This window comes from Clostridioides sp. ES-S-0005-03 (assembly GCF_020658455.1).
Classification (GTDB): domain Bacteria; phylum Bacillota; class Clostridia; order Peptostreptococcales; family Peptostreptococcaceae; genus Clostridioides.
In genome coordinates, this window is the sequence record NZ_JACVWI010000001.1 from 869,308 (window position 1) to 894,435 (window position 25,128).

Here is a 25,128-nt window from a genome sequence, read left to right on the forward strand (position 1 = left end):
AAATAATTTTTATATTTTCTAATTGTAATGTTAACAATTTAGTGGTTAATATTTCGTTAGTTGATTTTATACTATTATTAAAATCATTAAGTGATAATATCAAATTTAAGTGCCATTTTATGTTATAATTAGTATGTATTTTTAATGGTATATTTTATTGTGAAGATATAAATTAATTATTTTTGGGGAGTTATTATGTTAGACACGTTTATAACAATTGTTTCTTCTATTATAGAGATATGGGCATGCAAGAAAGTTTTTGATTATACAAGTAAAGTAAAAACTAATTTAATGAAACTAAATATATCTTTCTTATTTTCTATTTTTCTTATTATCGGTTCTTTTTATATAAATGTAGGAGCTAATGATAGAATATGGATATGTATTCTTATAACTTTTATTTTTTATAAGTCTAATTATAAGGTCAATATATATAAATGTTTAGTGGTTTTGTTTTTTTATTGGATGGTGTTAATAGGTATAAATGCATTGAGTATGCTATTAGTAGTTTCAATGAACAATTTAGATAATATGAATATTTTACTTAGTGGAAATTTATACAGGTATGAAGCTATCTTTTTTGGCAAATTGATTTTAATTATATTATTGTACATTTATAAAATTTCTTGTACTAATTTTAAAATTAGTAAAAAAGAATTGTATATATGTGTTCCAATGATAGCAAATTTATTATCATTTTTTATACTTTACGATTATATTATTAATCTTATAAAGATTTCTCCTGAAAGAAGAGTTGTCTTTCTAGCAATAGTTTTACTATTGATATTATCCAATATCTCAATATTTGCATTAATACGTATAATACTTAAAATTAAAGAGAAAAAAGATAATATAATAAATTAATTAATACATATAAAAATAGCTTAGTATATATTTCTAATTGATATATTATAGCTTATTTGTTTTAAAAGATTGAAAATTGAATTATCTGGTGAAGTAGATAAAGTTGATTATGCTAAGACTTTCTAAAATGAGCGTATTAGTGACATAAGTAAGATTACATAAATGTATTCTCAAGTTGTATGGTAGAAGAACTGATAGTAGCAACATATTCTGCAGATTTGCAAATAAATTAAAACAAGTTATTCAGAATAAAAACGATTATTAATGCATTAGCTTTGATTGGAACAATTCTTACGATAGGATTTTTAGGATTGCTTGTTATTACGAACCTATAGATATAATTAGATAGATTCAATTTAAAAAAATATCAAGTTTTAGTTTATAGAGCAGTTTATTTTAACATATAGACTGTTTTTTTATGTCTATAACTATACCATGTAACATTTGTAAAATTACTTATAGATTTTTTAATAACTTCAAGAAATGCCTATTTTGTAAGGAGAGATATTAGTAAATATAAAAAAATGTAATATTAACATCCTAGCTATGTATCAACCAAAATCACTTTTATGCGTTTTTTATATCTAGACATATGTGTAACAACTATATTGCAACACATGTACTCAAGTGAAAAACACTCTGAACAGACTCCAGTTACTCTGCAAGGTGTTTTACATTTTCCATTTGCTTCTAGTTCAGAACAAGCAAATGTTCGAATTCTTTCAACAGAAATTAAAAAAATTTACAAATATGAACTTCATTGTTTTTTTGAAAAAATGAAATGTATGTGTAAAATATATGGGAACACTTTTATCAAGTTTTTATAGTAAAAAGATTATATTATTAAATTTGCTTAGATATAACTTGAGGGAGTAACAGAATATCAAAAAAGAAATACATAAATATACATATATATTTATAATATGTCTATTGAGATTTTAATTGATAATTAAGAAGTATAAAATTATTTTAACAAATTCATAATTAAATCTTAATTTTTTAAATTATACATATAAAAGTCAATATTTACTTTTATATGTATAATTTTACACAATTTTATTGAAAAGTTATTTTATTAAAGAAATATGTATTTATAATTACTGATGTTATTTATAATAAGCTATTTTAACTTTAAAAATTAATGTTAAAAAAAGAGTCTGTAGGTCAGTATCAAAAATAACTTTATAAATATCTCAAATAGACTAATCTTACATATATTTCCGATAGATTATATTGATAAAAAACACTAAAATTAAATTAATAAGAATACTTGGAGGGATGGTAATGAAAGAGGAATGTTTTATTAATATTGAATACGAAGATAAACGTTTTTCAATTAACATTAAAGAAATTTTGTACATAGAAAAGCAAGAGTATGAATCAAAAATTTATACAGAAAATGGAACTTATTATATTGGAGAAAATTCTTCTAGTGTAAGAAAACTACTGAAAGAAGAAAATTTTTTCAAATGCAGTAACAGTTATATTGTAAATTTAGATAAGTGTGAATTTTATCTCAGCAATAATTGTATTTTTGTAGGAAATAATTTTATAAGAGTTTTAGGTTTAGATAGAAAAAAGAAATTAGAAAAGAAGTTAGAAAAATTATATGATTATAAATATTAACTTTGAGAGGCTGTATTTTATACAGCCTCTTTATTTATTTTATTGTATTATTAATAAACTTTAAATTATGATAAAATATAAGACAAGTATTGCTTTTAATAAATAAAATATAGGATAAGTTTTATATAACTACATGATTTTATATAACTACATAATAAGAAAAGTAGAATATATTTATATAAATAAAAATTAAATTCATAAACAACTAAATATATTATATGATGTGTAAAAATATTAGACAAATTATAATATATAATTTGAATATTAAAAATTGCTGTATTTTGAAAAAGTTTAAATAACTTAGTTTGTAAATTTATTTTAAAATAAAAAATAATAAGATAAAGCATATTTTTTAAAAAATACATATAGGAGAGGATAGTAAAATGGATAAACCAAAAAATAGTCTAAACATTGATGAAAGAAAATTAAAATGTCCTTGTATTTATAAGCATTTTAAAGGAAAATATTATGCTACAATGGGATTGAGCAAAGCCATTGATAATAATGATATAGAAAAAATCTGTGAAACATACAATGAAAAAGGTTCAACTAAAAACAAAATTAGGTATAAGCTAGATGTTAAGCATACTGAGCTAGATGAAAATATTTATATATATATAGACATGAATGGAAGTTTTTATCATAAAAAAGAAAAAGATAATAATAATTTGGTTTTATATAAAACTCTATATGATGATACAGGGATATTTGCAAGGCCATTAGATATGTTTTTATCAAAAGTAGATAGAGATAGGTATTTTAATCCAATTCAAGAATATAGATTTGAAGAATTTTATAAATAAAATATGATGATTATTTTTTATAAGTTGAGAAAAAACCTGTTATTATATAATAAATTGTGGTAAATATAAATAGTATGAGCTAAGAAGGATATATTAGATTAAGTTATAAAATAGAAACATAGTAAACTATTATATGGTATAATTAAAGTTTGAGAAGTGACAATTTATATTTAATAAAAAATAGACAGATATATTAGGAGGAAATATGGGAAATACTTTTTATATAGTAAGACATGGACAAACAGACTGGAACTTATTAGGAAAAACACAAGGTCATGGTAACTCTGACCTTACACCACAAGGGATAGAACAAGCAAGAGAACTTTCTGAAGACATTGGTAAGTATTCGATTGATTATATTTTTAGTAGTGATTTAGGAAGAGCAATGCAAACAGCTCAAATTTTAGGTGATAAGCTCAATATTGAAGTACAAAAAACTGAAGCACTTAGAGAAATGGGATTTGGAGTTTGGGAAGGTCTTTTAATAAAAGAAATTCAAAAAGACTATTCAGATATATATTCAACATGGAGAAATGAGCCACATTTAGTAAATATACCAGAAGGAGAAACTCTTAAAATTATAAAAGAAAGAGTTGATACTTTTATAAAGGAATTAAATGAAAAATACAATGATAAAAATATAGTTCTTGTTACACATTCAATTACATTGAGGGTTATGTTACTATCATTCTTAGAGTCAGGTATGGAAAATATATACAGAATTAAGCAAGATAATACTGCTTTAAATATAGTAGAGTTTAAAGATTATGGTCCAGTAGTAATAAAGATGAATGATACAAGTCATATAAAAAATCATGTAAAAATAAATAATTCTGCACTTGAGTAAGTATCAAATTATAAGGAGAAGTTTATGAGTAAAGTTATAGTGGTTGGTGGAGGTCCATCTGGCATGATGGCAGCCTTGTCAGCTTCGAAAAATAATAATGAAGTAATATTGATTGAAAGAAATGGAGAGTTAGGGAGAAAGTTAAGAGCAACTGGTGGAGGCAGATGTAACTTTACCAACAATAGAGAGATAGAAGATTTTTTTGATAAGGTTGTGAACAATAAAAAATTTCTATACAGTAGCTTTTATACATTTACAAATAAAAATCTTATATCGTACTTTGAAAGTAAAAATTTAGAATATAAGATTGAAGAAGAAAATGACCACAAGGTCTATACTAAGAATGATAAGTCTATAGAAGTAATAGAATTATTAAATAAGGACTTAATTAATCATAATGTAAAGATAATGTATAATAAAAAAGTTGTGGATATTATAACTGAAGAAATTACTGAACAAGGTGACCATAACAATAATAAAGCAAATTATTCAATAAAAGGTGTCATTTTAGATAATGGAGATAAGATATTAGGAGATAAAGTCATTATATCAACTGGAGGAGTTAGTTATTCAAAAACAGGTTCAGATGGTTCAATGTATAAGGTTCTTCAAAATCATGGACATACATTAAATAAACTATATCCTGCTTTAGCGCCACTTACAATAGAAGAAAAATGGATTAAAGCTTTGCAAGGAATATCTATGAGAAATGTAGAAATATCTTGTAAGATTAAGAAAAAGAAAATATCAAAATCAGGAGACATGTTATTTGCACATTTTGGGATAACAGGTCCTTGTGTACTTATAATCTCTTCTTATATCAACAAGATTATTGAAAAAGATAAGATAGAATTAAATATAGATTTTTTACCAAACTTAGATGTCAATGAAATTTCTAATATAATTAGAGAATTTCCAAATAAAAATATCTTAAATAATCTTAAACACATATTACCTCAAAACTTCTTAAAAGAAATTCTTTCTATATTATCTTTAAGTGATAAAAAAGCAAATGATTTATCTAAGGCTGATGAGATTAAAATTATTGAGTATATAAAAAATATGAAACTAACTTGTAATGGAACTACAGGGATAAACACTGGAATGGTTACTTCTGGTGGTATTTCAGTTAAAGAAATTAATTCTTCTACAATGGAGTCTAAGTTAATAAAGGATTTATTTTTTACAGGTGAGGTGATAGATGTAGATGCAGAAACTGGTGGATATAATTTACAAATAGCATTTTCAACTGGATATCTTGCAGGGATTAGTGTATAAGTTTTTGATAAGTCGATTATTAAATATAAATAAAATAGAGGTGTAGATATGAGTAATTTGATTATAGCTGTGGATGGACCAGCAGGGGCTGGTAAAAGTACAATAGCTAAGATAGTATCAGAAAAACTAAATATAAATTATATAGATACAGGTGCTATGTATAGAGCTGTTACTTATAAGTGTTTAAAAAATAATATTGATGTTAATAATGAAAAAGAGGTTATTAAAATAGCTAAAAATTCAGATATAGATTTTGAAAATAATAACATATACTTAGACCAAAAAATTATAAATAATGAAATAAGAACAATAGAAGTAAGCAATAATGTTTCCAATGTAGCTAAGATAAAAGAAGTAAGAAAGTTGATGGTTGAAGTTCAACGAAAAATTGGAACAAAAAGTTCAGTAATATTAGATGGTAGAGATATAGGTTCATATGTTTTTCCAAATGCAGATTATAAATTCTTTTTAGTAGCTACACCAGAAGAAAGAGGAAGTAGACGTTATAAAGAACTTTGCAATAAAGGATATAATACTACTTTAAAAGAAGTAATTGAGGATATAGTAAAGAGAGATGAAATTGATTCAAATAGAGAATTTGCACCACTAGTAAAAGCTGAGGATGCACTAGAAATAGATACAACAGGAAAGACTATAGATCAGGTTGTACAAGAAGTTGTATCTAAGATAAGTTTTTAAGCTCAATGTATCTAAAATGAAAATATAATGTAGTATTGAAGGGAGATAAACGTGAATTTTTATAGATTTGCAATAAATATTTTTAGATGTTTTTCTAAAGTGTTTTTTAAATATGAAGTTATAGGTGCCGAAAATATACCAGACAGAGGAAATATAGTGGTGGCTTCAAATCATAAATCAAATCTTGACCCTGTATTTTTAGCTGCAGCTATAAAGAATAGAGAGATAGCAGCTATTGCAAAACAAGAATTATTTAAAGTGAAGCCACTAGGTTTTATATTAAAAAAATTGCATGTTATGCCTATAAATAGAGAAAAGCCAGATGTATCCACTATAAAAACTATTTTAAGGTCAATTAGAGATGGTTATATATTAGGAATATTTCCAGAAGGAACAAGAATTAAAGGAGACAACTTTGGCAAAGCTAAGGCAGGTCTTTCTCTATTTACAATAAAGAGTAAATCTAAGGTTGTACCAGTATCGATAATATCTAAGTATAAACCTTTTAGTAAAGTAATTGTGTACTTTGGAGAGCCAATATCATTTGAAGAACATTTTAAAGCAAAGTTAAGTAATGATGACCATGAAAGAATGTCGCAAGAAGTTTTAGAAATAATAAAACAGAATTACTTTAAATATTCAAAATAAGGGGGGGATTTTGTGAATGTTAAAATAGCAAAAAATGCAGGATTTTGCTTTGGAGTAAAGAGAGCAATGAAAATGGCATGGGATGAAGTAGAGAAAAATGATTCTGGAATATATGCTTTAGGACCTCTTATTCATAACAAGCAAGCAGTAGCAAGATATGAACAAAAAGGTCTTAAAACTGTAGATGAAATCGATATAATACCAGATTATGAAAATATGATAATAAGATCTCATGGAGTTCCTGAGAAAGTATACAAAGAAGCTAAAAATAAAAAACTTAAAATTGTAGATACTACATGTCCATTTGTAAAGAAAATACATACAGTAGTGAGTGAGTATCATAATAAGGGTTATGAAATAATAGTTATTGGAGATATGAAACATCCAGAAGTGATAGGTATAAATGGATGGTGCGAAAACTCAGCAATAATAATAAAAGCTGTAGAGCAAATGGAGAATATGGAATTTGATAATTCAAAACAATATTGTGTTGTTGCACAGACAACAATAAATCCAGATTTATATTCAAATATAGTTAATAAATTAGCTGATAAACTAGAAAATATAGTATTTAATGATACAATCTGTTCAGCCACAAAAACTAGACAAGAAGCAGCTAAAGCATTAGCAGGAGAAGTTGATTGTATGATAGTTATAGGTGGAAAACACAGCTCTAATACTCAAAAGTTAGTAAAAGTTTGTGAAGATTTAGTTCCAACTTTTGCAATAGAAACTAAAGACGAATTGGATGTAAATATGCTTAAGAAGTATAAAACTTTAGGAGTGACAGCAGGAGCATCTACACCAGATTGGATAATAGAGGAAGTAATAACATTTATTGAAAATTTATAAATATAGTAAACGATGAAAAAATGTGTAATGTCGGTATAATATATAAAATTTGTTGTAATATCTATATGTAATTTTATATTATAATATAAAATTACATATGGCAACTAGATAACCTAATATCAGAAAGTGTGTATCTTAATATGCAAGAAATTAACAATATAAGATATGCACTTTTTAATATTAGAAATTTAAAAGATATAATGATATTGATTATCAATAATAAATGAAATATAATATAATTATTGCGAAATTAATATAGGAGGTAAATTAATGGAAATGTTAATATCTGCTTCTGAAGAAGCATTTTTACATGTGGGTTCTATGATTGGATTTTTTATTTTGCTATTTGGATATATAAACTATAAAACTAGTGGTAATTTTACTAATATTATATCAAAAAATAGAAAATATCAACCTTTAATAGGAGCTTTGATAGGAGCTATACCAGGTTGTGGTGGGAGTTTGGCAATAATGCCATTATATATAAGTGGAAAACTAAGCTTTGGAGCAATCATTGCAAGCTTAATAGCAAGTATGGGAGATGCTGCATTTATACTTATTTCATCAAATATTAAAATGTATTTTTTTGTGACTATAGTTAGTACAATTACAGGAGTAATAACAGGACAACTAGTAGATTATTTTAAGTTAGAAGAAAAATTGAAATTAAATAAATATGGAAAATCAGAAAAACATAATACAGATAAAAATTACCATAAAGATAATGAAGAATCGCATAATCATGATGATATAATTTTGGATAATTTAGCTAAATCTCATGGAAATACAAATAGACTTGCATTTATAATAACACATGGTAAAGGGTACAAAATTTATATAGGAATTGTATTAATAGGTTTTATATTTATGTCTCTTGCTCATTCTGGAATAAATCTTCCTATTATTGAAAAATTACATTCACTAGAAGAAGCAATAGCAGTTATAGGAATACTATTCTCAATAGTTTATATGTGGTGTTTTAAAAAGGTATTTAAAAATTCTAATCAAAAAGAGGAAGAAAATAAGAAAATTTCCCTAAGAGAAATGCTTATACATTCTGTAGGTGAAATTTCATTTGTTATTACATGGATTTTTATTGCATATCTTATTTACGATTTGATAATATTGGTTTTAGGTGGAGATGAATACTTAGTTAATTTAGTTTTATCAACAGGTGTAATTAGTGTATTTATAGGTGCAGGTCTTGGGCTTATTCCAGGGTGCGGTATACAAATTGTACTTATGTCATTTTACTTGAAAGGAACTATACCACTTGGTGCAGTAATAGCTAATTCCATATCTCAAGATGGAGATGCACTTTTTCCGCTTTTAGCAATGGATAAAAAATCTTCCTTATGGGCTATGATTATTACTACTATACCAGCTATAATCGTAGGAATTATAGTTTATGCTTTTTTAGGTTAATTGAAAGTAGATTTTAATATAAATGATAAAAATACATAAATCTATACTATGGATATAGTAACAAGTATTAAAAATATAAAAAATAAAATTTAATATAATTAAAATATTTATAAATAACATGAGAAATAATATTATTGTTTCTTATGTTATTTTTGTTTAATTTAATAAGCTATGGAATAAATTTCAATCAATACTTTTTATTGAAACTCATATATAATATATATTAATAAATCAAACTATAATATATGATACAACAAGTATATTGATATAAAAAATTTAAGAGGAGTTGTAAAAATGAGCAATTTGAAAAAAAAGTGTGATGTTGCAAGTGGAAGAGATAAAGCTGATATTGTACTTAAAAATGGAACAATTATAAATGTATTCACAGAAGAATTAATAGTAGGAGATGTAGCAATAGTAGATGATACAATTGTTGGAATCGGCGAATATAGTGGTAAAATAGAGATTGATTGTAGTGGTAAATACTTATCACCTGGTTTTATTGATGCACATATGCATATTGAATCTACAATGGTAATGCCAATTGAATTATCAAAAAAATTACTAAAGTCAGGTACAACAACTGTTATAGCTGACCCTCATGAACTAGTCAATGTAAAAGGAGCAAGTGCAATAGACTTTTTACTAGAATCAACAAAAGAAATACCCTTAAATGTATATATTATGCTACCATCATCTGTCCCTGCAACAAGATTTGAAACTAATGGAATAGGAACTTTTAGTGCAAAAGATATGGATGCTTACATAAATAATCCTAGAATCTTAGGATTAGGAGAGGTAATGTGTTTTAATGATGTTATATCTGCGGAAGAGGAAATTTTAGATAAATTAGAGGCTTTTAAAGATAAAATTGCAGATGGACATGCACCAAATATAAGTGGGAAGTCACTTCAAGCATATGTATGTGCAGGAATAAAAAATGACCATGAATGTATAACTTTTAATGAAGTGTATGAAAAATTAAGAGCAGGTTTAAAAATTTTTATAAGAGAAGGAAGTGCAGCAAAAAACTTAGAAGCCATAATAAAGGGATTATTGAAACACAACTTACCAATTGAAGAATTTATGTTTTGTACAGATGATAAACATTTGGATGATATAGAAAAACAAGGTCATATAAGATGGAATATAAAGTGTGCAATCGATTTGGGTATGGAGCCAATTAAAGCTATTAAAATTGCAACTTACAATTCAGCAAGAGCATATGGTCTAAATAGAATTGGAGCAATAGGTGCTGGATATAAAGCGGATATTGTTGTTTTAAACAATTTAGAAAACATGGAGGTAGGTAGTGTTTATAAAGATGGTAAATTGATAGATGAGGGAGTTTTTTCTGATTATAATTATGAAATTAAGGATAAAGATTTACTTAATACAGTCAAATTTAAAGACGTTGATAGAGAAAAAATACAATTAAAGTCAAATGAAAAAAATTATGTAATGGAAATTGTACCATATCAAATTCTGACAAATAAATTATTTGAATCTATACCAAACAAAAATGGATATTTCAATCCAAATGAAGAATATTCAAAGCTTTGTGTTGTTGAGAGACACAGAATGACTGGAAACATATCAGTTGCACCATTAAAAGGGTTTGGCATAAAAAATGGAGCAATAGCAACTACTGTAGCTCATGATTCACATAATATCATAGTTGCAGGAGATAATGATGATGATATTATAGTTGCAGTAAATTACTTGAGAGATATACAGGGTGGCTATGTAATTGTATCAAATGGAAAAGTACTTGCTCACTTAAGTCTTAAAGTAGCTGGATTAATTAGTACTCTTCCAGCAGATGAAGTGCAAGAAACAACTGATAATATGTTAAAAATAGCAAGAAAAATGGGAGTTCCAAAGTATGTAGACCCTTTTATTACACTCTCATTTATGGCTCTTCCTGTTATTCCAAAAATAAGACTTACTGATTTAGGTCTGTTTGATGTAGAAGAATTTAAATTTATATAGATTAGAGTATTAGAAGAATAAAAATAAATAGGCAGGATTTAATACATAAATTAAATCCTGCTTATTTTAATTACTTAACATAAATTCCAGTTTAAATGTTCTAATCAAATAAAGCTTGAAATTTTCAGTATATAAGATTTACATATTCATGAAGTTTTCTATATAAAAAGTAAAATATTTTATTTATATATAGAAATATAGGGTAGTAATATAAATATAGTATAAATTATTGATTAAAAACAAAAGGAGAGATATTTATGTTAAGTATAGGTACAAAAGCACCAGAATTTACATTAGAAGATAAAGATGGAAATAAAGTCAGTATGTCTGATTTTAAGGGGAAAAAAGTGGTAATATATTTTTATCCTAAAGATAATACACCAGGATGCACACGTCAGGCATGTGCATTTAGGAACGCATATGAAGGATTTAAAAATAATGATATACCAGTTATTGGGATAAGTAAAGATAGTATTAAATCACATCAAAAATTTGCAGAAAAGCATGAGCTTCCTTTTATTTTACTTTCTGACCCAGATTTAACTACTATTAAGGCTTTTGATGTGTGGAAAGAGAAAAAAATGTATGGGAAAACTGCTTTAGGAGTTGTTCGTGCAACTTATATTGTAGATGAAAGTGGAATTATTGAAAAAGTTTTTGAAAAAGCAAAACCAGATACAAATGCACAAGAGATTCTTGAATATTTGGAAAAATAGGAGTAGTAGAAATTTATGATTATAATGTTATCACCAGCTAAAAATATGAAGAATGTACAAGAATTTGATAGAGATTTAAGCTTGCCCTGTTTCATAGAAAAAGCAAAAGAAATATCAAAGAATATAAAAACCTTTAGTGTAGAGGATTTCAAAAGTAAAATGAAAATCAACGAAAAATTAGCTATATTAAACAAGAGTAGATTTGATAATTTTAAATTTGACAGTTTAGGTACTCCTGCAATCTTAACTTATGCTGGAATACAATATAAAAATATAGAAGCAGAGAATTTTACAAAGCAAGATGAGGAATTTGCAAATAGTTGTATTAGAATCATAAGTGGATTGTATGGGGTCGTAAAACCCTATGATAGTATATATGAATACAGATTAGAAATGCAGACAAAGTTACAGATAAGAGAATTTAAAAATTTATATGAATATTGGGGAGACAGTATATATAACGAATTAAACAAAGAAAATACAGCTATTGTCAATCTTGCATCAAGTGAATACAGCAAAACTGTGGAAAAATTTATTGATGACAATCATACATATGTAACATGTAATTTTAAAATAAATAAAAATAATATGTTAAAAGTCGAATCTACACAAGCAAAGAAAGCTAGAGGAATGATGGTAAAATATATTGTTAAAAATAAAATAGAAGATATTAACGACTTAAAAAAGTTTAACTTAGAAGGGTATAAATATCAAGAAGATTTATCTAATAATAAGGAGTATGTGTTTGTAAAAGAGTAGATATTTTTATATAGACTTTAAATTGAATTGTTAAATTTAGGTAAAATATAATTACTGAGTATTGAATTGAATTGGATTTTAAAATATAATTATTCTTAAATCAAAAAAAGAAAGGAGTGATCTTCCAAAATGGAAAATCACAAACAGATGCCTTGGCATTCGATGGCAACACATGAAGTATTAGAGAGTTTAGACTCATCAGAGGAGGGGCTCACCGATACCGAGGCGGAAAACAGGATTAAAGAGTATGGTTTAAATGAACTGAGAAAAAGACCACCTAGAACAGTTTTACAAATGCTTTGGACCCAAGTTACAGATGCTATGGTATTGATACTAATAGGTGCATCAGTATTATCTTTAGCATTTGGAGAATTTACAGAAGCTTTTGTAATTCTAATAATTGTAACAGTAAATGCAGTTATTGGTATTGTTCAAGAAAAAAAAGCAGAATCATCATTGGAAGCACTAAAAAATATGAATTCACCTACAGCACGTGTTATACGTGATGGTGAAGAAAATGTTATTCAAGCAAGTAATCTTGTAATAGGAGATATTGTTTTTTTAGAAGATGGAGCGATGATTCCAGCAGACATTCGTTTAATAGATACATCTAGTTTAAAAATTCAAGAAGCTTCTTTAACAGGAGAGTCTGTCCCATCAGAAAAAGATTCAGATGGCATTTTACCTGAAGAATGTGTGTTAGGAGACCGTAGTAATATGGCCTATACGTCTTCAATTGTCACATATGGTAGAGGTGTAGGTGTTGTAGTTGCAACTGGGATGGACACAGAAGTAGGTAATATAGCACATCTTTTAGATTCACAAAATGATTTTGATACTCCTATAAAACGTAAACTTAATACTGTTGGAAAAACATTAAGTGTTATAGGTATTATTGTATGCGTTATTATATTTGCAATAGGTGCATTTTATCAGAGACCTCTCTTACCAATGTTTATGATTGCAATTTCACTTGCTATATCAATCATTCCAGAGGGATTACCTGCAACAGCAACCATTGTAATGGCTCTAGGTGTGCAACGTATGGCTAAAAGAAACGCTTTGATTAGAAAGTTGCCAGCAGTTGAAACATTAGGAGGAGCTACAGTAATATGTTGTGATAAAACTGGTACATTAACCTTAAATAAAATGACTGTTACACATATTGCTGTAAATGGCGATTTTGAATCTGGAAAAGTAACATCAATAGATACTGCGTCTGAGAAACATCCACTAGTATATAAAGAGCTTGTTTATGCTGGTGCACTTTGTAACGATGCATGTATAAATCCAGATAAAAAAGATGAAATATTAGGTGATCCAACAGAAGGTTCATTGATTTTTATGGCTAATAAATTTGGAATAGATCAAGAAGCTCTTGAAGAGAAATATCCACGTGTATTTGAGCAACCTTTTGATTCTGACAGAAAATGTATGACAACTGTTCATGATATAGATGGAAAAATCACAGCATATACTAAAGGTGCAGTGGATGAACTTCTCCATTTATGTACCAAAATATTAACATCAAAAGGTGAAAGAAACATTACAGAGATGGACAAAAAAAACATACACGAATTATGTCTTACTATGTCTAAAGATGCATTACGTGTACTTGGTTTTGCTAAGCGTGAAATTTTATCGATACCAAAGGAAGATAGTGAAAACATAGAATATGATTTGACATTTATTGGTATGGTTGGTATGATTGACCCACCAAGAACCGAGGTAACTGATGCAGTAAAAACTTGTAAAGAAGCGGGCATAAGAACCATAATGATAACAGGTGACCATAAAGTCACTGCCACAACAATAGCTCATGAACTTGGAATTTGGAATGAAGGAAATACTGTTATATCTGGTGATGAACTTGATAATTTAAGTGATGATGAACTTGATAAAGCTGTTAAAAATGTGACAGTATTTGCTCGTGTATCACCATTTGATAAACTTAGAATTATACAGTCTCTAAAAAGAATTGGAGAAGTACCAGCAATGACTGGAGATGGGGTAAATGACTCCCCTGCATTAAAGTCTGCTGATATTGGTATAGCTATGGGTATAAGTGGTACAGATGTGGCAAAAGATTCTTCAGATATGATTTTAATGGATGATAGTTTTACCACAATTGCATATGCAATAAAAGAAGGTAGACGTGTATATAGAAATATACAAAAGGTTATACAATTCTTGCTTGTTGGAAATATAGCAGAGATACTTACACTATTTGTTGCAATATTGTTAAACTGGGATACTCCACTTCTTGCTGTGCATATTCTATGGGTAAACCTTGCAACAGCAACTCTTCCAGCTCTTGCTCTTGGAGTTGACCCACCAAGTAGAAATATAATGAAGCATCAGCCTGTTAAATCAGAAAGTTTGTTTGAAAAAAACCTTGTACAAAGAGTTATTACTCAGGGGATATTTGTAGCAATAATGACCATTTTAGCATATAAAATTGGTCTTAATATAGGAAACCATACTGTAGGTCAAACAATGGCATTCTGTGTATTAGCATTTTCACAAATGTTGCGTGCATTTAGCCAGCGTTCAAATACAGATTCTATGTTTACTAGAAATAGTGGTAAAAACCCATTTCTTTTAATCTCATTTTTAACTTCTGCTTTGCTTATGGCAGTTATATTATTTGTCCCTAATTTTAGAGATGCATTTAATTTAACTGTTTTAAATAGTTCACAGTGGCTTGTAACAGTTATTTTAGCTATAATGTCTGTAGTTCAAGTAGAGGTTGGAAAATTTCTTAAAAGAAAATTATATAAAAAATAGTTGACAAAATTAGGAAAAAAATATAAGATATAAAACATAGAAAAATTAAATAAATCTTATCCAGAGAGGTGGAGGGACTGGCCCTATGAAACCCGGCAACCAGTATATTTATATACATTGGTGCTAAATCCTGCGGCGAAAGCTGAGAGATGAGTATAATTAAGCTTATACAGAGCCTGAGTTATATACTCAGGCTTTATTTATTTTAAATCTCATCTGACAAATAGTTTAATTTTCTTAATTAAAATCTAAGGGGGATACAAAAATGTATAACAAAGAAACAATATGTGTGCAAGGAAATTATAAGCCAGGAAATGGAGAACCAAGAGTTTTACCTTTATATCAAAGTACAACTTTTAAATATAGTAGTATAGACCAACTTGCTGACTTATTTGATTTAAAAGCTGATGGTCATATGTATTCCAGAATAAGTAATCCTACAGTTCAAGCTTTTGAAGAAAAGATAAGTTTGTTAGAGGGAGGAGTATCATCTGTTGCTGTATCATCAGGTCAATCTGCAAATATGTTAGCAGTTTTAAATATATGTAAATCTGGAGATAGTATACTTTGTTCTTCAAAAGTATATGGAGGAACATTTAATTTATTAGGGCCTAGTCTTAAAAAATTTGGAATAGATTTAATATCATTTGATTTAGATGCAAGTGAAGATGAAATAGTAGAACTTGCAAATGAAAATACTAAAGTTGTATTTGCAGAAACACTTGCAAATCCAACTCTTGAAGTTATAGATTTTGAAAAAATAGCAAATGTAGCTAAAAGAATTAATGTTCCATTTATAGTTGATAACTCATTAGCATCACCAGTACTTTGTAATCCGCTAAAATATGGAGCAAACATAGTCACTCATTCTACTACAAAATACTTAGATGGCCATGCTTCAAGTGTTGGTGGAATTATAGTAGATGGTGGAAATTTTAACTGGGACAATGGGAAATTTCCAGAATTAGTTGAGCCAGACCCAACATATCATGGAATAAGTTATACTGAGAAGTTTGGCAATGCTGCATATGCTACTAAAACAAGAGTTCAATTACTTAGAGACTATGGAAATTGCCTGAGTCCATTTAACGCATATCTTACTAATTTAAATATTGAAACACTACATCTTAGAATGGAGAGACATAGTGAAAATGCACTTAAGATAGCTGAGTTTTTAGAAAAACATAAAAATGTAGATTGGATTAACTATCCAGGGCTTGAAAATAATAAGTATTATGGAAATGCCAAGAAATATCTATCAAAAGGATGTAGTGGAGTTTTATCATTTGGAGTAAAAGGAGGACTTGAAAATGCTAAAAAATTTGTGGAAAAACTACAAATAGCAGCATTAGTAACTCATGTATCAGATGTAAGAACTTGTGTTATACATCCAGCTTCAACTACTCACAGACAATTAACAGAAGAACAATTAATTGCGTCTGGAGTATTACCTTCCCTAATAAGATTATCTGTTGGAATAGAAAATGTAGAGGATTTAATAGCTGATTTAAATCAAGCTTTAAATTTCTAATAGTATAAGAGAAAGAGAAGTGAAAAGATATGGCTTTAATACTACCAAAGGGACTACCTGTTATTAATAAATTATTAGATGAAGGAATAGATGTAATTTGTAAAGAAGACTTTAATAAAGATTTAGAATACAAAGAAAATATAGATACTAAAATAGCTATATTAAATCTAATGCCAATAAAAATAGATACAGAGTTAGATTTACTTAGAAGAATAGACAAGACAGGTTTTAATGTATCTGTAGAATTTATTAAAATCTCAACAAGAGAGAGTAAAAGAAGTTGTAATGAATATGTTAAGAATTTTTATAAAACATTTGATGAAGCAAAAAAAGAATCTTTTGATGGTTTTATAATAACAGGAGCTCCAGTTGAACAAATGGAGTTTGAAGAAGTTGATTATTGGGATGAACTAAAAGATATTATGGATTATTCTAAAAGAAAGGCTAAATCTACATTATATATATGTTGGGCAGCTCAAGCAGGTCTTTACAAATACTACAATGTAAAAAAACTTCCATTAAGTCAAAAATGTTTTGGAGTATTTAAGCATGAAGTGGATAAAAATAGTAAGATAGTAGATGGATTTGAAAAAGAGTTTTTTGCTCCACATTCAAGACACACTACTGTAAATATTGAAACTTTGAAAAATAATGATGAATTGAGCATTGTAAGCCATTCTAAAGAAGCTGGTCCTTATATAATTACAAATTCAAGAGATGTATTTGTAATGGGTCACAGTGAGTATGATAAATACACTTTAGATAAAGAATATAAAAGAGATGTAGATAGAGGTGATAAAATCTCAATACCTAAAAATTATTATATAAATGATGATCCTTCAAAAGAACCAACTGTTAAATGGAAAAAGCATTCAGAACTTTTGTTTAGAAATTGGATAAAAAACTATCTAATAATATAAAACGCAACTAAAAAATATGAAAATCTATAAGGTATAAAAGTAATTATCATACTTCTTTATACCTTATTTTTATTTTATAAAATTGACATTATAAAAGTAGTTTTATATAATAAAACTAAACCGACTGTTGGTCTATTGAAAGGAGAAAGTATATGAGAATTATAAAAGACCCTGAAGAACGTAAAAATGAAATACTTGATACAGCTGAAATGCTTTTTTGTACTAAAGGTTATACAAAAACTACTGTAAATGATATTTTAAATGAGATTGGAATTGCAAAAGGAACATTTTATTACTATTTTAAATCTAAAGAAGAGGTAATGGATGAAATTATAACTAGAATTATAGATAATGATATAAAGATGTTGAAAGAAATTGCTTCAAATCCAGATATTCCAGTTATTGAAAAGTTCTTTCAGATATTAATATCTCAAAGACCTAAAGTTGGAGGAAGTAAAGAAAAAGTGATTAACCAATTTCAACAACCCAACAATGCTGAGATGCATCAAAAGACAATAGTCAAAACTATTTTAAATTTTACACCTATATTAACAGAGGTAGTAGAACAAGGTATAAGAGAAGGTGTATTCAATACAAAATATCCAAAAGAGACAATAGAGTTTTTACTTGTTTCTTCTGAGTGTATATTTGATAAAGGCATGTTTGATTGGGATAATGATGAAATACTGCAAAAAGCAAAGGCATTTGTTTGTATTATGGAAACGACCTTGGGAGCACATAAAGGAAGTTTTGATTTTGTATATAATATGTTAACAGAAGATTAAATTTATTGTAATAGTAAATAACTTTAGATTTTTATTTTTGAATAAGATTAAAATGAGAGGAATCGGTGTAAAATAAATACATCGATTTTTTATTAAAAATATCTTATTCAAAAATTTCAATAAGATAAGATAAACTATTTATAACTGAAGTTACAATATTGTTATTGACAATAAATCCTTAATACTATAATATTTAATACATTAAATATTTATAGTGTTAAGGATTATTTATAAAATATTTTTGAATTTAAAGTTAAAAATATTAGTAAAATAAAGTATTTTTACAGGGAGAATTTATATGGATGAGATAAGTTTTAAAAAAGCACTGCTAGAATTAACTAGAGATATAAATATCAAATTTACAACTTCATTAAGTCAGTTCTATCAACCACTTGGGATTACAGCAGTACAAGCTTTGATTTTATCAGAACTATGTGAACATGGAGAGAAAAAAATAAGTGATTTAGGTAAAAATTTGAATATGACAAATAGCAATGTGTCAGTAATATGTCAAAGACTCGAAAAAAATGGATTTTTAAATCGTATAAGAGATAAAGAAGACCAACGAATTGTAAAAGTTAAAGTTACAGAAAAATCGCTGGATATACAAGAAAATATTTCAAGTAGTATTTTTGATGACTATTTTGAAAATATGACTAGTGAAAAATTGCAAGATATGGAAGATATAATAGAGGGCTTAGAAAAATTAAATAAGCTTTTAACTCATATTGATTGCAAATAACATAAAATTAATTTAAAGGAGAACAAAATTATGGATGAACACAAACCACAAAAGAGGTCAATACTCTATTATTATACAATAATAATAATAGTAGTAATGTTTTTAAATGCTTTAATATTTCCAAGTCTAATGGATAAAAAAATGGTTGAGATTGATTATGGAAAATTTCTTACAATGTTAGATTCAGGAAAGGTTAAATCTGTTGAAATAGAAAGTAATAAAATTGCAATAAGCCCATCTAGTAGTAAGGATAAAAATATATACATAACTGGTAGAATGGATGACCCAGAACTAGTTGATAGATTAAAAGATGCAAAAGTAGAATTTACTAAGATTATTCCTAAAGAAAATTCACCTCTTTTGAGTATTTTACTTACATGGATAGTACCTATAGGTATTCTTATGCTATTTGGTAATTTAATGATGAAATCAATGCAAAAACGAATGGGTGGCAATAGTATGCAATTTGGAAAGAGTAATGCCAAAATGTATGTATCTGCTCAAAGTGGAAAAAGATTTAATGATGTAGCTGGTCAAGATGAGGCAAAAGAAGCTCTAAGCGAGATAGTAGATTTCTTACACAATCCAGAAAAATACAAAAAAATAGGAGCACAAATGCCAAAAGGTGCACTTTTAGTAGGGCCTCCAGGAACAGGAAAGACACTACTTGCAAAAGCTGTGGCAGGTGAAGCAGATGTACCATTTTTCTCAATATCTGGTTCTGAATTTGTTGAGATGTTTGTAGGTATGGGAGCATCTAGAATACGTGATTTATTTAAACAAGCTAAAGAAAAAGCTCCATGTATAGTGTTTATAGATGAAATTGATACTATAGGTAAAAAGCGTGATAATGGAAGTGGAATAGGCGGAAATGATGAACGTGAACAAACTTTAAATCAATTATTAAGTGAAATGGATGGATTTGATGGTGGAATAGGTGTAGTAATACTAGCTGCAACGAATAGACCTGATAGTCTTGATAAAGCATTACTTCGCCCAGGACGATTTGATAGACGTATACCAGTTGAACTTCCAGACCTTGGAGGACGAGAAGCTATCTTAAAGGTACATGCTAAAAATGTAAATGTAGACTCAAATATAGATTATAATGCAATTGCTAGGTCTACATCAGGTGCATCTGGAGCAGAACTTGCAAATATTGTAAATGAAGCAGCACTTTTAGCAGTTAAGTCTGGCAGAGATGTAGTAGAGCAACAAGATTTTGAGGAATCTGTTGAGACTGTAATTGCAGGATATCAACGTAAAGGAGCTGTGATTTCTGATAAAGAAAAGAAAATCATAGCTTACCATGAAATAGGTCATGCACTTGTTGCTGCAATGCAGAAACATTCTGCACCTGTCCATAAAATTACAATAATACCTAGGACTTCAGGTGCATTGGGTTATACTATGCAAGTTGCAGAAGATGAAAGTGTACTTATGTCCAAAGAGGAAGCCATTGATAAAATAACTACTTTTACAGGTGGTCGTGCTGCTGAAGAAGTTATTTTTGATACTTGTACATCAGGTGCATCAAATGATATAGAGCAAGCTACTAAGATTGCAAGAGCTATGGTTACTCGTCTTGGTATGAGTGAGGAATTTGATATGGTTGCTCTTGAAACAGTAAGTAATCAGTACCTAGGAGGAGACTCTTCTCTTGCTTGTTCTTCAGATACTGCAGCTAAAATTGATGAAGAAGTATTTAGAATAGTAAAGACTTGTCATAAAAAAGCAATTGAGATTTTAGAGAATAATATTGATAAGCTACATGAACTTGCTGAATATTTATTAGAAAAAGAGACAATTACAGGTGATGAGTTCATGGAAATACTGAATTTAAAGTAACCATGTTGAAATAAAGATTGTAGTAATAGTTTTATTTAAAGATATATTTGTATATTTAAAAATGTTAATGTATTTTCAATAAAATATAAATAAATATCTATATAAATCAAAACAAGAGAATCGATAAAAATGACTGTGTAAAAAATAAAAATGCCTAAATAATAGGCATTTTTATTTTACAATTAAACTACATACTTGTATCTTTACATAATCTTAATCATTAAAAATACATCTTAACTACATTTTTATACTAGAATTGATATTATAATAGTAATGAAATGTACAAGGAGGTTGTTTGATGGACAGACCAAATCCTGATATTCTATTAAAAAAAATAAAGAATGAAGAAAAAAAACTAAATAGAGGTCAGTTAAAAATATTTTTTGGGTATGCAGCAGGTGTAGGTAAAACTTATTCTATGTTGGAATCTGCACAAAATTTAAAAAAAGTAGGGGTTGATGTAGTTGTTGGATATATTGAACCACATACTAGACCAGAAACATTAGCATTACTTGACGGATTAGAGACTCTTCCTGTAAAAGAAATAGAATATAAATCTATAAAATTAAAAGAGTTTGATTTAGATGCAGCATTAGCAAGAAAGCCAGAAGTTATATTAGTTGATGAGTTTGCTCACTCTAATGTCACTGGGTTAAGGCATACTAAAAGATGGCAGGATATAGAAGAATTATTACTAGCAGGTATAAATGTATATACTACTGTAAATGTACAACATCTAGAAAGTTTAAATGATATTGTGGAGATAATTACAAATGTATCAGTCAAAGAAACTATACCAGATAAATTTTTAGATACAAGTACACAATTAGAGCTTATAGATGTTGAACCTGACGTACTTCTTGAAAGATTTAATGAAGGTAAAATATATAAAAAGGAACAGGCAATTAGAGCAAAAGATAATTTTTTTATAAAAGACAATCTAGTTGCACTTAGGGAAATTGCACTTAGAAAAACAGCCGAAAGAGTAAATAAAGAAGTTCAAATGACTAGATTATCAAAGGGTGATGTAACAGTAATACCTACATCAGATACACTTCTTGCATGTATAAGCCCATCTCCATCTTCAGCCAAGGTTATTAGAACTGCATCTAGGATAGCAGATAGTACGTTTGCTAAGTGGATAGCTTTATATGTTGAAACTCCAAATACAGCAAAATTGCCTTTTGAGGAGCAAAAACAATTACAAAACAATTTAAAACTAGCTAAGAAGTTGGGTGCTGAGATAATTGTTTTACATGGTGAAAATGTAATAGAACAGATACTTAGAATTGCCAAGATAAGAAATGTAACAAAAATTGTAATAGGCAGAAATCATTCAAATACTAAAAAATTGAGTAAAAAACTGAAAAAAGATATAGTTGACAAATTAATAGATGAAGTTGATTATATAGATATACATATAATCCCTTATAAATTTGCTTCAGAGGTTAAATATAGACCTAAAAAAGATAACTCATCAATAAAATCAAAATTTAAAATTAGTAAAACTGATTTTATAAAACTTATAATTATTACTTCAGTGATAAGCATTTTGGCATATATAGTACAAAGTATGGGATTTATAAGAGAAAATATATTACTAATATATATGTTAGGTGTAGTTTTGGTTTCTATGTGGACTAAAGGGTATAGTACAGGTATAATAAGTTCTGTATTTAACATAGTACTGTTAAATTATTTTTTTACAGCACCTTTATATACACTGTCAATAGCTGATTCAAATTATATAGTAACATTAGTTGTATTCTCAATAGTTGGTATAATAACTAGTACTCTTACATCTAAGATACAACATGAAGCAGATACAGCTGCTAAAAGAGAAGAAAATACAAAAATGATATATCAAATCATTAAGGGATTTTTAAGATTGTCGAATAAAGATGATATAGTAAATAAGGGTATAGAACTTTTATGTCTTAGTCTAAGTAGAGATATAGTTTGTTATTTAAATGTGGATAAGGATAAGAAATCAAAGTTCTATAAAAAAAATACTGCTAATAAGGACAAAAATGATTTAGATATAGAAGATGAAAAGGCTGTTGCAAGTTGGGTATTGTCTAATTCAACAGTAGCAGGTAGTGATACAGATACACTTCCTGGTTCAAAAGGATATTATATACCAATTATAGGTATGAATTCAACTTTGGGAGTCATTGGTATATCATGTGTTGATTCAAAATTAGATACAGAAGATATAAGTTTAATTGAAACAATAACTGCTCAAATGGCAATAGCTCTTGATAGAGAAATTCTATCAGAAGCAAAAGAAAACACTAATCTTGAGATAGAAAGAGAGAGGCTTAGAAGCAATCTTTTAAGAGCAGTTTCACATGACCTCAGAACACCATTAGCAGGAATATCTGGAGCAGTTAGTACAATTATAAAAAATAAGGATACTATAGGTCAGGATATAATAGACGAATTACTTAGTGGTGTATATGAAGATACTCAGTGGTTAATAAGACTTGTTGAAAATTTGCTTAGCATGACTAAGATAGATGAAGGAAAGTTAGAAGTCAAAAAACGTTCTGAACTTGTTGAGGAAATTATATCAGAGTCATTGCAAAATATTAAAAAAAGAATTGAAAATGCAATTATAGATATTAATATACCAGAGCAAATATTATTTGTTCCTATGGATGCCAAATTAATAGAACAGGTTTTAATTAATCTAATAGATAATGCTTTAAAATATTCAAAAGAGGATTGTAAGATAAATATAATTGTATATGAAAAAGAAGATTATGTTTGGTTTGAAGTGTCTGACAATGGTCCTGGAATATCAAAAGAATTGAAAGAGCATATATTTGATCGATTTTTTACTGGAGAAGAAGGTACTAAGGATTCTAGAAAAGGTGTTGGACTTGGATTATCAATTTGTAAATCTATAATTCAAGCTCATAAAGGTGAAATTTTAGTAGTAAACAATAAAGATAAAGGTTCAACTTTTAAATTTAGTTTGCCAAAAGAAAATGAATAGTATGAAATTTTGAAATTTAGTTTTGGAGGAAGAAATGAGTAAAAAACTTATATTGTTAGTAGAGGATGATAAAACAATAAGAAAATTTATATCTACTGCACTTACAACTCAAGATTATGATGTTAAAGAGGCTATAACTGGTAAAGAAGGAATATCAATTGCTGTATCATATTCTCCAGATGTCGTTCTATTAGATTTAGGGTTAGAAGATATGGATGGAATAGAGGTAATAAAAGCTATTAGGCAGTTTTCAAATATACCAATAATTGTAGTTTCAGCGAGAGAACAAGACAGAGAAAAGGTAGAAGTGTTTGATGCAGGTGCAGATGATTACTTAACAAAACCATTTTCTATAGTAGAGTTATTAGCTAGGGTCAGAGTAGCGTTTAGACACTCACAAGTAGAATTACAACAAAAAGAAGAGATTAGGTCTACGTTTGAAGTAGGTGAATTATTTATTGATTTTGATAAAAGAAAAGTTATTGTTGACAATAATGAAGTACATTTGACACCAATTGAATATAATATTCTTTCATTACTTGCAAAGCATCATGGAAAAGTACTTACTCATAATTTTATAATAAAAGAAATATGGGGTAGTATTATAGGCAATGAAACTAAGTCTTTAAGGGTTTTTATGGCAACATTAAGACGAAAAATAGAGAAGCAACCTGCTGACCCTAGGTATATAATTACAGAAGTTGGTGTTGGATATAGACTAAATGATGAATAGGCAAAATGGATGCTAAAATTGTATAATTTAGATTAAGTTAAAATGAAGTGCGTATGCTATTATTAATTTAAGTATATGCATTTCATTTTTTAGTACTTTTTTAACATTGATAATATTAAACACATTTTAAAATAAAAGTATGGTATAATTTGTAAGAAAAGTCTAAGTTAAAAAATAAAAGATTTAATATTTATTTTCTAATAAATTTAATATAAATAAATATTAAATAATAATTACTGAAATAGTGAAAAATAATTACAGTAATAAATATA

Annotated in this window: 20 protein-coding genes and 1 riboswitch; all 20 genes read left to right on the top strand. The window is 27.6% G+C overall.

What is annotated here, in order from left to right; genetic code table 11:
* Positions 1-195 precede the first annotated feature (195 nt).
* The 20 genes from IC218_RS04135 (at position 196) to IC218_RS04230 (ending at position 24,856) form a co-directional block, all read left to right on the top strand.
* Positions 196-864: a histidine kinase gene (locus tag IC218_RS04135; RefSeq protein WP_227483123.1), complete on the top strand. Its 669-nt coding sequence runs from the start codon at positions 196-198 to the stop codon at positions 862-864.
* A gap of 1,284 nt (positions 865-2,148) precedes the next feature.
* Positions 2,149-2,490, top strand: coding sequence for a LytTR family transcriptional regulator DNA-binding domain-containing protein (locus IC218_RS04140; RefSeq protein WP_227436024.1), 342 nt, complete (start codon positions 2,149-2,151; stop codon positions 2,488-2,490).
* Positions 2,491-2,873: 383 nt separating this feature from the next.
* Positions 2,874-3,293 (top strand): DUF1653 domain-containing protein, encoded by a 420-nt coding sequence (locus IC218_RS04145; RefSeq protein WP_227483122.1) that lies wholly within the window; start codon positions 2,874-2,876, stop codon positions 3,291-3,293.
* Between the two features lie 205 nt (positions 3,294-3,498).
* Positions 3,499-4,140 carry a histidine phosphatase family protein gene (locus IC218_RS04150; RefSeq protein WP_227436028.1) on the top strand — a complete coding sequence of 214 codons (642 nt, stop codon included), beginning with the start codon at positions 3,499-3,501 and terminating at the stop codon, positions 4,138-4,140.
* A gap of 24 nt (positions 4,141-4,164) precedes the next feature.
* A complete protein-coding gene (locus tag IC218_RS04155) occupies positions 4,165-5,418 on the top strand; it encodes an NAD(P)/FAD-dependent oxidoreductase (protein ID WP_227483120.1) in 1,254 nt (417 codons plus the stop codon).
* Between the two features lie 48 nt (positions 5,419-5,466).
* Positions 5,467-6,117 carry a (d)CMP kinase gene (cmk, locus tag IC218_RS04160; RefSeq protein WP_227436041.1) on the top strand — a complete coding sequence of 217 codons (651 nt, stop codon included), beginning with the start codon at positions 5,467-5,469 and terminating at the stop codon, positions 6,115-6,117.
* A gap of 51 nt (positions 6,118-6,168) precedes the next feature.
* Complete coding sequence (locus IC218_RS04165; RefSeq protein WP_227823863.1) at positions 6,169-6,765, top strand: lysophospholipid acyltransferase family protein; 597 nt, start codon at positions 6,169-6,171, stop codon at positions 6,763-6,765.
* Positions 6,766-6,777: 12 nt separating this feature from the next.
* The gene (locus IC218_RS04170; RefSeq protein ID WP_227436045.1) at positions 6,778-7,617 is read left to right on the top strand and encodes a 4-hydroxy-3-methylbut-2-enyl diphosphate reductase; all 840 of its coding nucleotides are present in this window, start codon (positions 6,778-6,780) and stop codon (positions 7,615-7,617) included.
* 270 nt (positions 7,618-7,887) lie between these two features.
* The gene (locus tag IC218_RS04175; RefSeq protein ID WP_227483118.1) at positions 7,888-9,042 is read left to right on the top strand and encodes a putative manganese transporter; all 1,155 of its coding nucleotides are present in this window, start codon (positions 7,888-7,890) and stop codon (positions 9,040-9,042) included.
* Between the two features lie 294 nt (positions 9,043-9,336).
* On the top strand, positions 9,337-11,034 hold the full coding sequence (gene ade, locus IC218_RS04180) for an adenine deaminase (protein WP_227823864.1): 1,698 nt from the start codon (positions 9,337-9,339) through the stop codon (positions 11,032-11,034).
* Between the two features lie 257 nt (positions 11,035-11,291).
* Entirely contained in the window at positions 11,292-11,750 is a 459-nt protein-coding gene (gene bcp, locus IC218_RS04185; RefSeq protein WP_227823865.1) for a thioredoxin-dependent thiol peroxidase, read from the top strand.
* A 15-nt stretch (positions 11,751-11,765) separates the two neighbouring features.
* On the top strand, positions 11,766-12,509 hold the full coding sequence (gene yaaA, locus IC218_RS04190; RefSeq protein WP_227823866.1) for a peroxide stress protein YaaA: 744 nt from the start codon (positions 11,766-11,768) through the stop codon (positions 12,507-12,509).
* Positions 12,510-12,638: 129 nt separating this feature from the next.
* Positions 12,639-15,296 carry a calcium-translocating P-type ATPase, PMCA-type gene (locus IC218_RS04195; protein ID WP_227483114.1) on the top strand — a complete coding sequence of 886 codons (2,658 nt, stop codon included), beginning with the start codon at positions 12,639-12,641 and terminating at the stop codon, positions 15,294-15,296.
* Positions 15,297-15,349: 53 nt separating this feature from the next.
* Positions 15,350-15,452, top strand: a riboswitch (SAM riboswitch).
* Between the two features lie 109 nt (positions 15,453-15,561).
* The gene (locus IC218_RS04200; RefSeq protein ID WP_227436055.1) at positions 15,562-16,827 is read left to right on the top strand and encodes an O-acetylhomoserine aminocarboxypropyltransferase/cysteine synthase family protein; all 1,266 of its coding nucleotides are present in this window, start codon (positions 15,562-15,564) and stop codon (positions 16,825-16,827) included.
* Between the two features lie 29 nt (positions 16,828-16,856).
* Positions 16,857-17,747 (top strand): homoserine O-succinyltransferase, encoded by an 891-nt coding sequence (locus IC218_RS04205; protein ID WP_227483113.1) that lies wholly within the window; start codon positions 16,857-16,859, stop codon positions 17,745-17,747.
* A gap of 152 nt (positions 17,748-17,899) precedes the next feature.
* Positions 17,900-18,532 (top strand): TetR/AcrR family transcriptional regulator, encoded by a 633-nt coding sequence (locus IC218_RS04210; RefSeq protein WP_227436059.1) that lies wholly within the window; start codon positions 17,900-17,902, stop codon positions 18,530-18,532.
* A 298-nt stretch (positions 18,533-18,830) separates the two neighbouring features.
* Positions 18,831-19,274 carry a MarR family winged helix-turn-helix transcriptional regulator gene (locus tag IC218_RS04215; RefSeq protein WP_227823867.1) on the top strand — a complete coding sequence of 148 codons (444 nt, stop codon included), beginning with the start codon at positions 18,831-18,833 and terminating at the stop codon, positions 19,272-19,274.
* Between the two features lie 30 nt (positions 19,275-19,304).
* Positions 19,305-21,122 carry an ATP-dependent zinc metalloprotease FtsH gene (gene ftsH, locus IC218_RS04220; RefSeq protein WP_227436062.1) on the top strand — a complete coding sequence of 606 codons (1,818 nt, stop codon included), beginning with the start codon at positions 19,305-19,307 and terminating at the stop codon, positions 21,120-21,122.
* 298 nt (positions 21,123-21,420) lie between these two features.
* Entirely contained in the window at positions 21,421-24,123 is a 2,703-nt protein-coding gene (locus tag IC218_RS04225; RefSeq protein ID WP_227823868.1) for a sensor histidine kinase, read from the top strand.
* Between the two features lie 34 nt (positions 24,124-24,157).
* Positions 24,158-24,856, top strand: a complete 699-nt coding sequence (locus tag IC218_RS04230) for a response regulator (RefSeq protein WP_227483111.1) — start codon at positions 24,158-24,160, stop codon at positions 24,854-24,856.
* Positions 24,857-25,128: the final 272 nt, after the last annotated feature.

What these genes read in the sequence shown, in the direction of transcription:
- IC218_RS04135 (WP_227483123.1), top strand. Translation starts at nt 196, where the DNA reads ATGTTAGACACGTTTATAACAATTGTTTCTTCTATTATAGAGATATGG.
- IC218_RS04140 (WP_227436024.1), top strand. Translation starts at nt 2,149, where the DNA reads ATGAAAGAGGAATGTTTTATTAATATTGAATACGAAGATAAACGTTTT.
- IC218_RS04145 (WP_227483122.1), top strand. Translation starts at nt 2,874, where the DNA reads ATGGATAAACCAAAAAATAGTCTAAACATTGATGAAAGAAAATTAAAA.
- IC218_RS04150 (WP_227436028.1), top strand. Translation starts at nt 3,499, where the DNA reads ATGGGAAATACTTTTTATATAGTAAGACATGGACAAACAGACTGGAAC.
- IC218_RS04155 (WP_227483120.1), top strand. Translation starts at nt 4,165, where the DNA reads ATGAGTAAAGTTATAGTGGTTGGTGGAGGTCCATCTGGCATGATGGCA.
- cmk (WP_227436041.1), top strand. Translation starts at nt 5,467, where the DNA reads ATGAGTAATTTGATTATAGCTGTGGATGGACCAGCAGGGGCTGGTAAA.
- IC218_RS04175 (WP_227483118.1), top strand. Translation starts at nt 7,888, where the DNA reads ATGGAAATGTTAATATCTGCTTCTGAAGAAGCATTTTTACATGTGGGT.
- ade (WP_227823864.1), top strand. Translation starts at nt 9,337, where the DNA reads ATGAGCAATTTGAAAAAAAAGTGTGATGTTGCAAGTGGAAGAGATAAA.
- bcp (WP_227823865.1), top strand. Translation starts at nt 11,292, where the DNA reads ATGTTAAGTATAGGTACAAAAGCACCAGAATTTACATTAGAAGATAAA.
- yaaA (WP_227823866.1), top strand. Translation starts at nt 11,766, where the DNA reads ATGATTATAATGTTATCACCAGCTAAAAATATGAAGAATGTACAAGAA.
- IC218_RS04195 (WP_227483114.1), top strand. Translation starts at nt 12,639, where the DNA reads ATGGAAAATCACAAACAGATGCCTTGGCATTCGATGGCAACACATGAA.
- IC218_RS04200 (WP_227436055.1), top strand. Translation starts at nt 15,562, where the DNA reads ATGTATAACAAAGAAACAATATGTGTGCAAGGAAATTATAAGCCAGGA.
- IC218_RS04205 (WP_227483113.1), top strand. Translation starts at nt 16,857, where the DNA reads ATGGCTTTAATACTACCAAAGGGACTACCTGTTATTAATAAATTATTA.
- IC218_RS04210 (WP_227436059.1), top strand. Translation starts at nt 17,900, where the DNA reads ATGAGAATTATAAAAGACCCTGAAGAACGTAAAAATGAAATACTTGAT.
- IC218_RS04215 (WP_227823867.1), top strand. Translation starts at nt 18,831, where the DNA reads ATGGATGAGATAAGTTTTAAAAAAGCACTGCTAGAATTAACTAGAGAT.
- ftsH (WP_227436062.1), top strand. Translation starts at nt 19,305, where the DNA reads ATGGATGAACACAAACCACAAAAGAGGTCAATACTCTATTATTATACA.
- IC218_RS04225 (WP_227823868.1), top strand. Translation starts at nt 21,421, where the DNA reads ATGGACAGACCAAATCCTGATATTCTATTAAAAAAAATAAAGAATGAA.
- IC218_RS04230 (WP_227483111.1), top strand. Translation starts at nt 24,158, where the DNA reads ATGAGTAAAAAACTTATATTGTTAGTAGAGGATGATAAAACAATAAGA.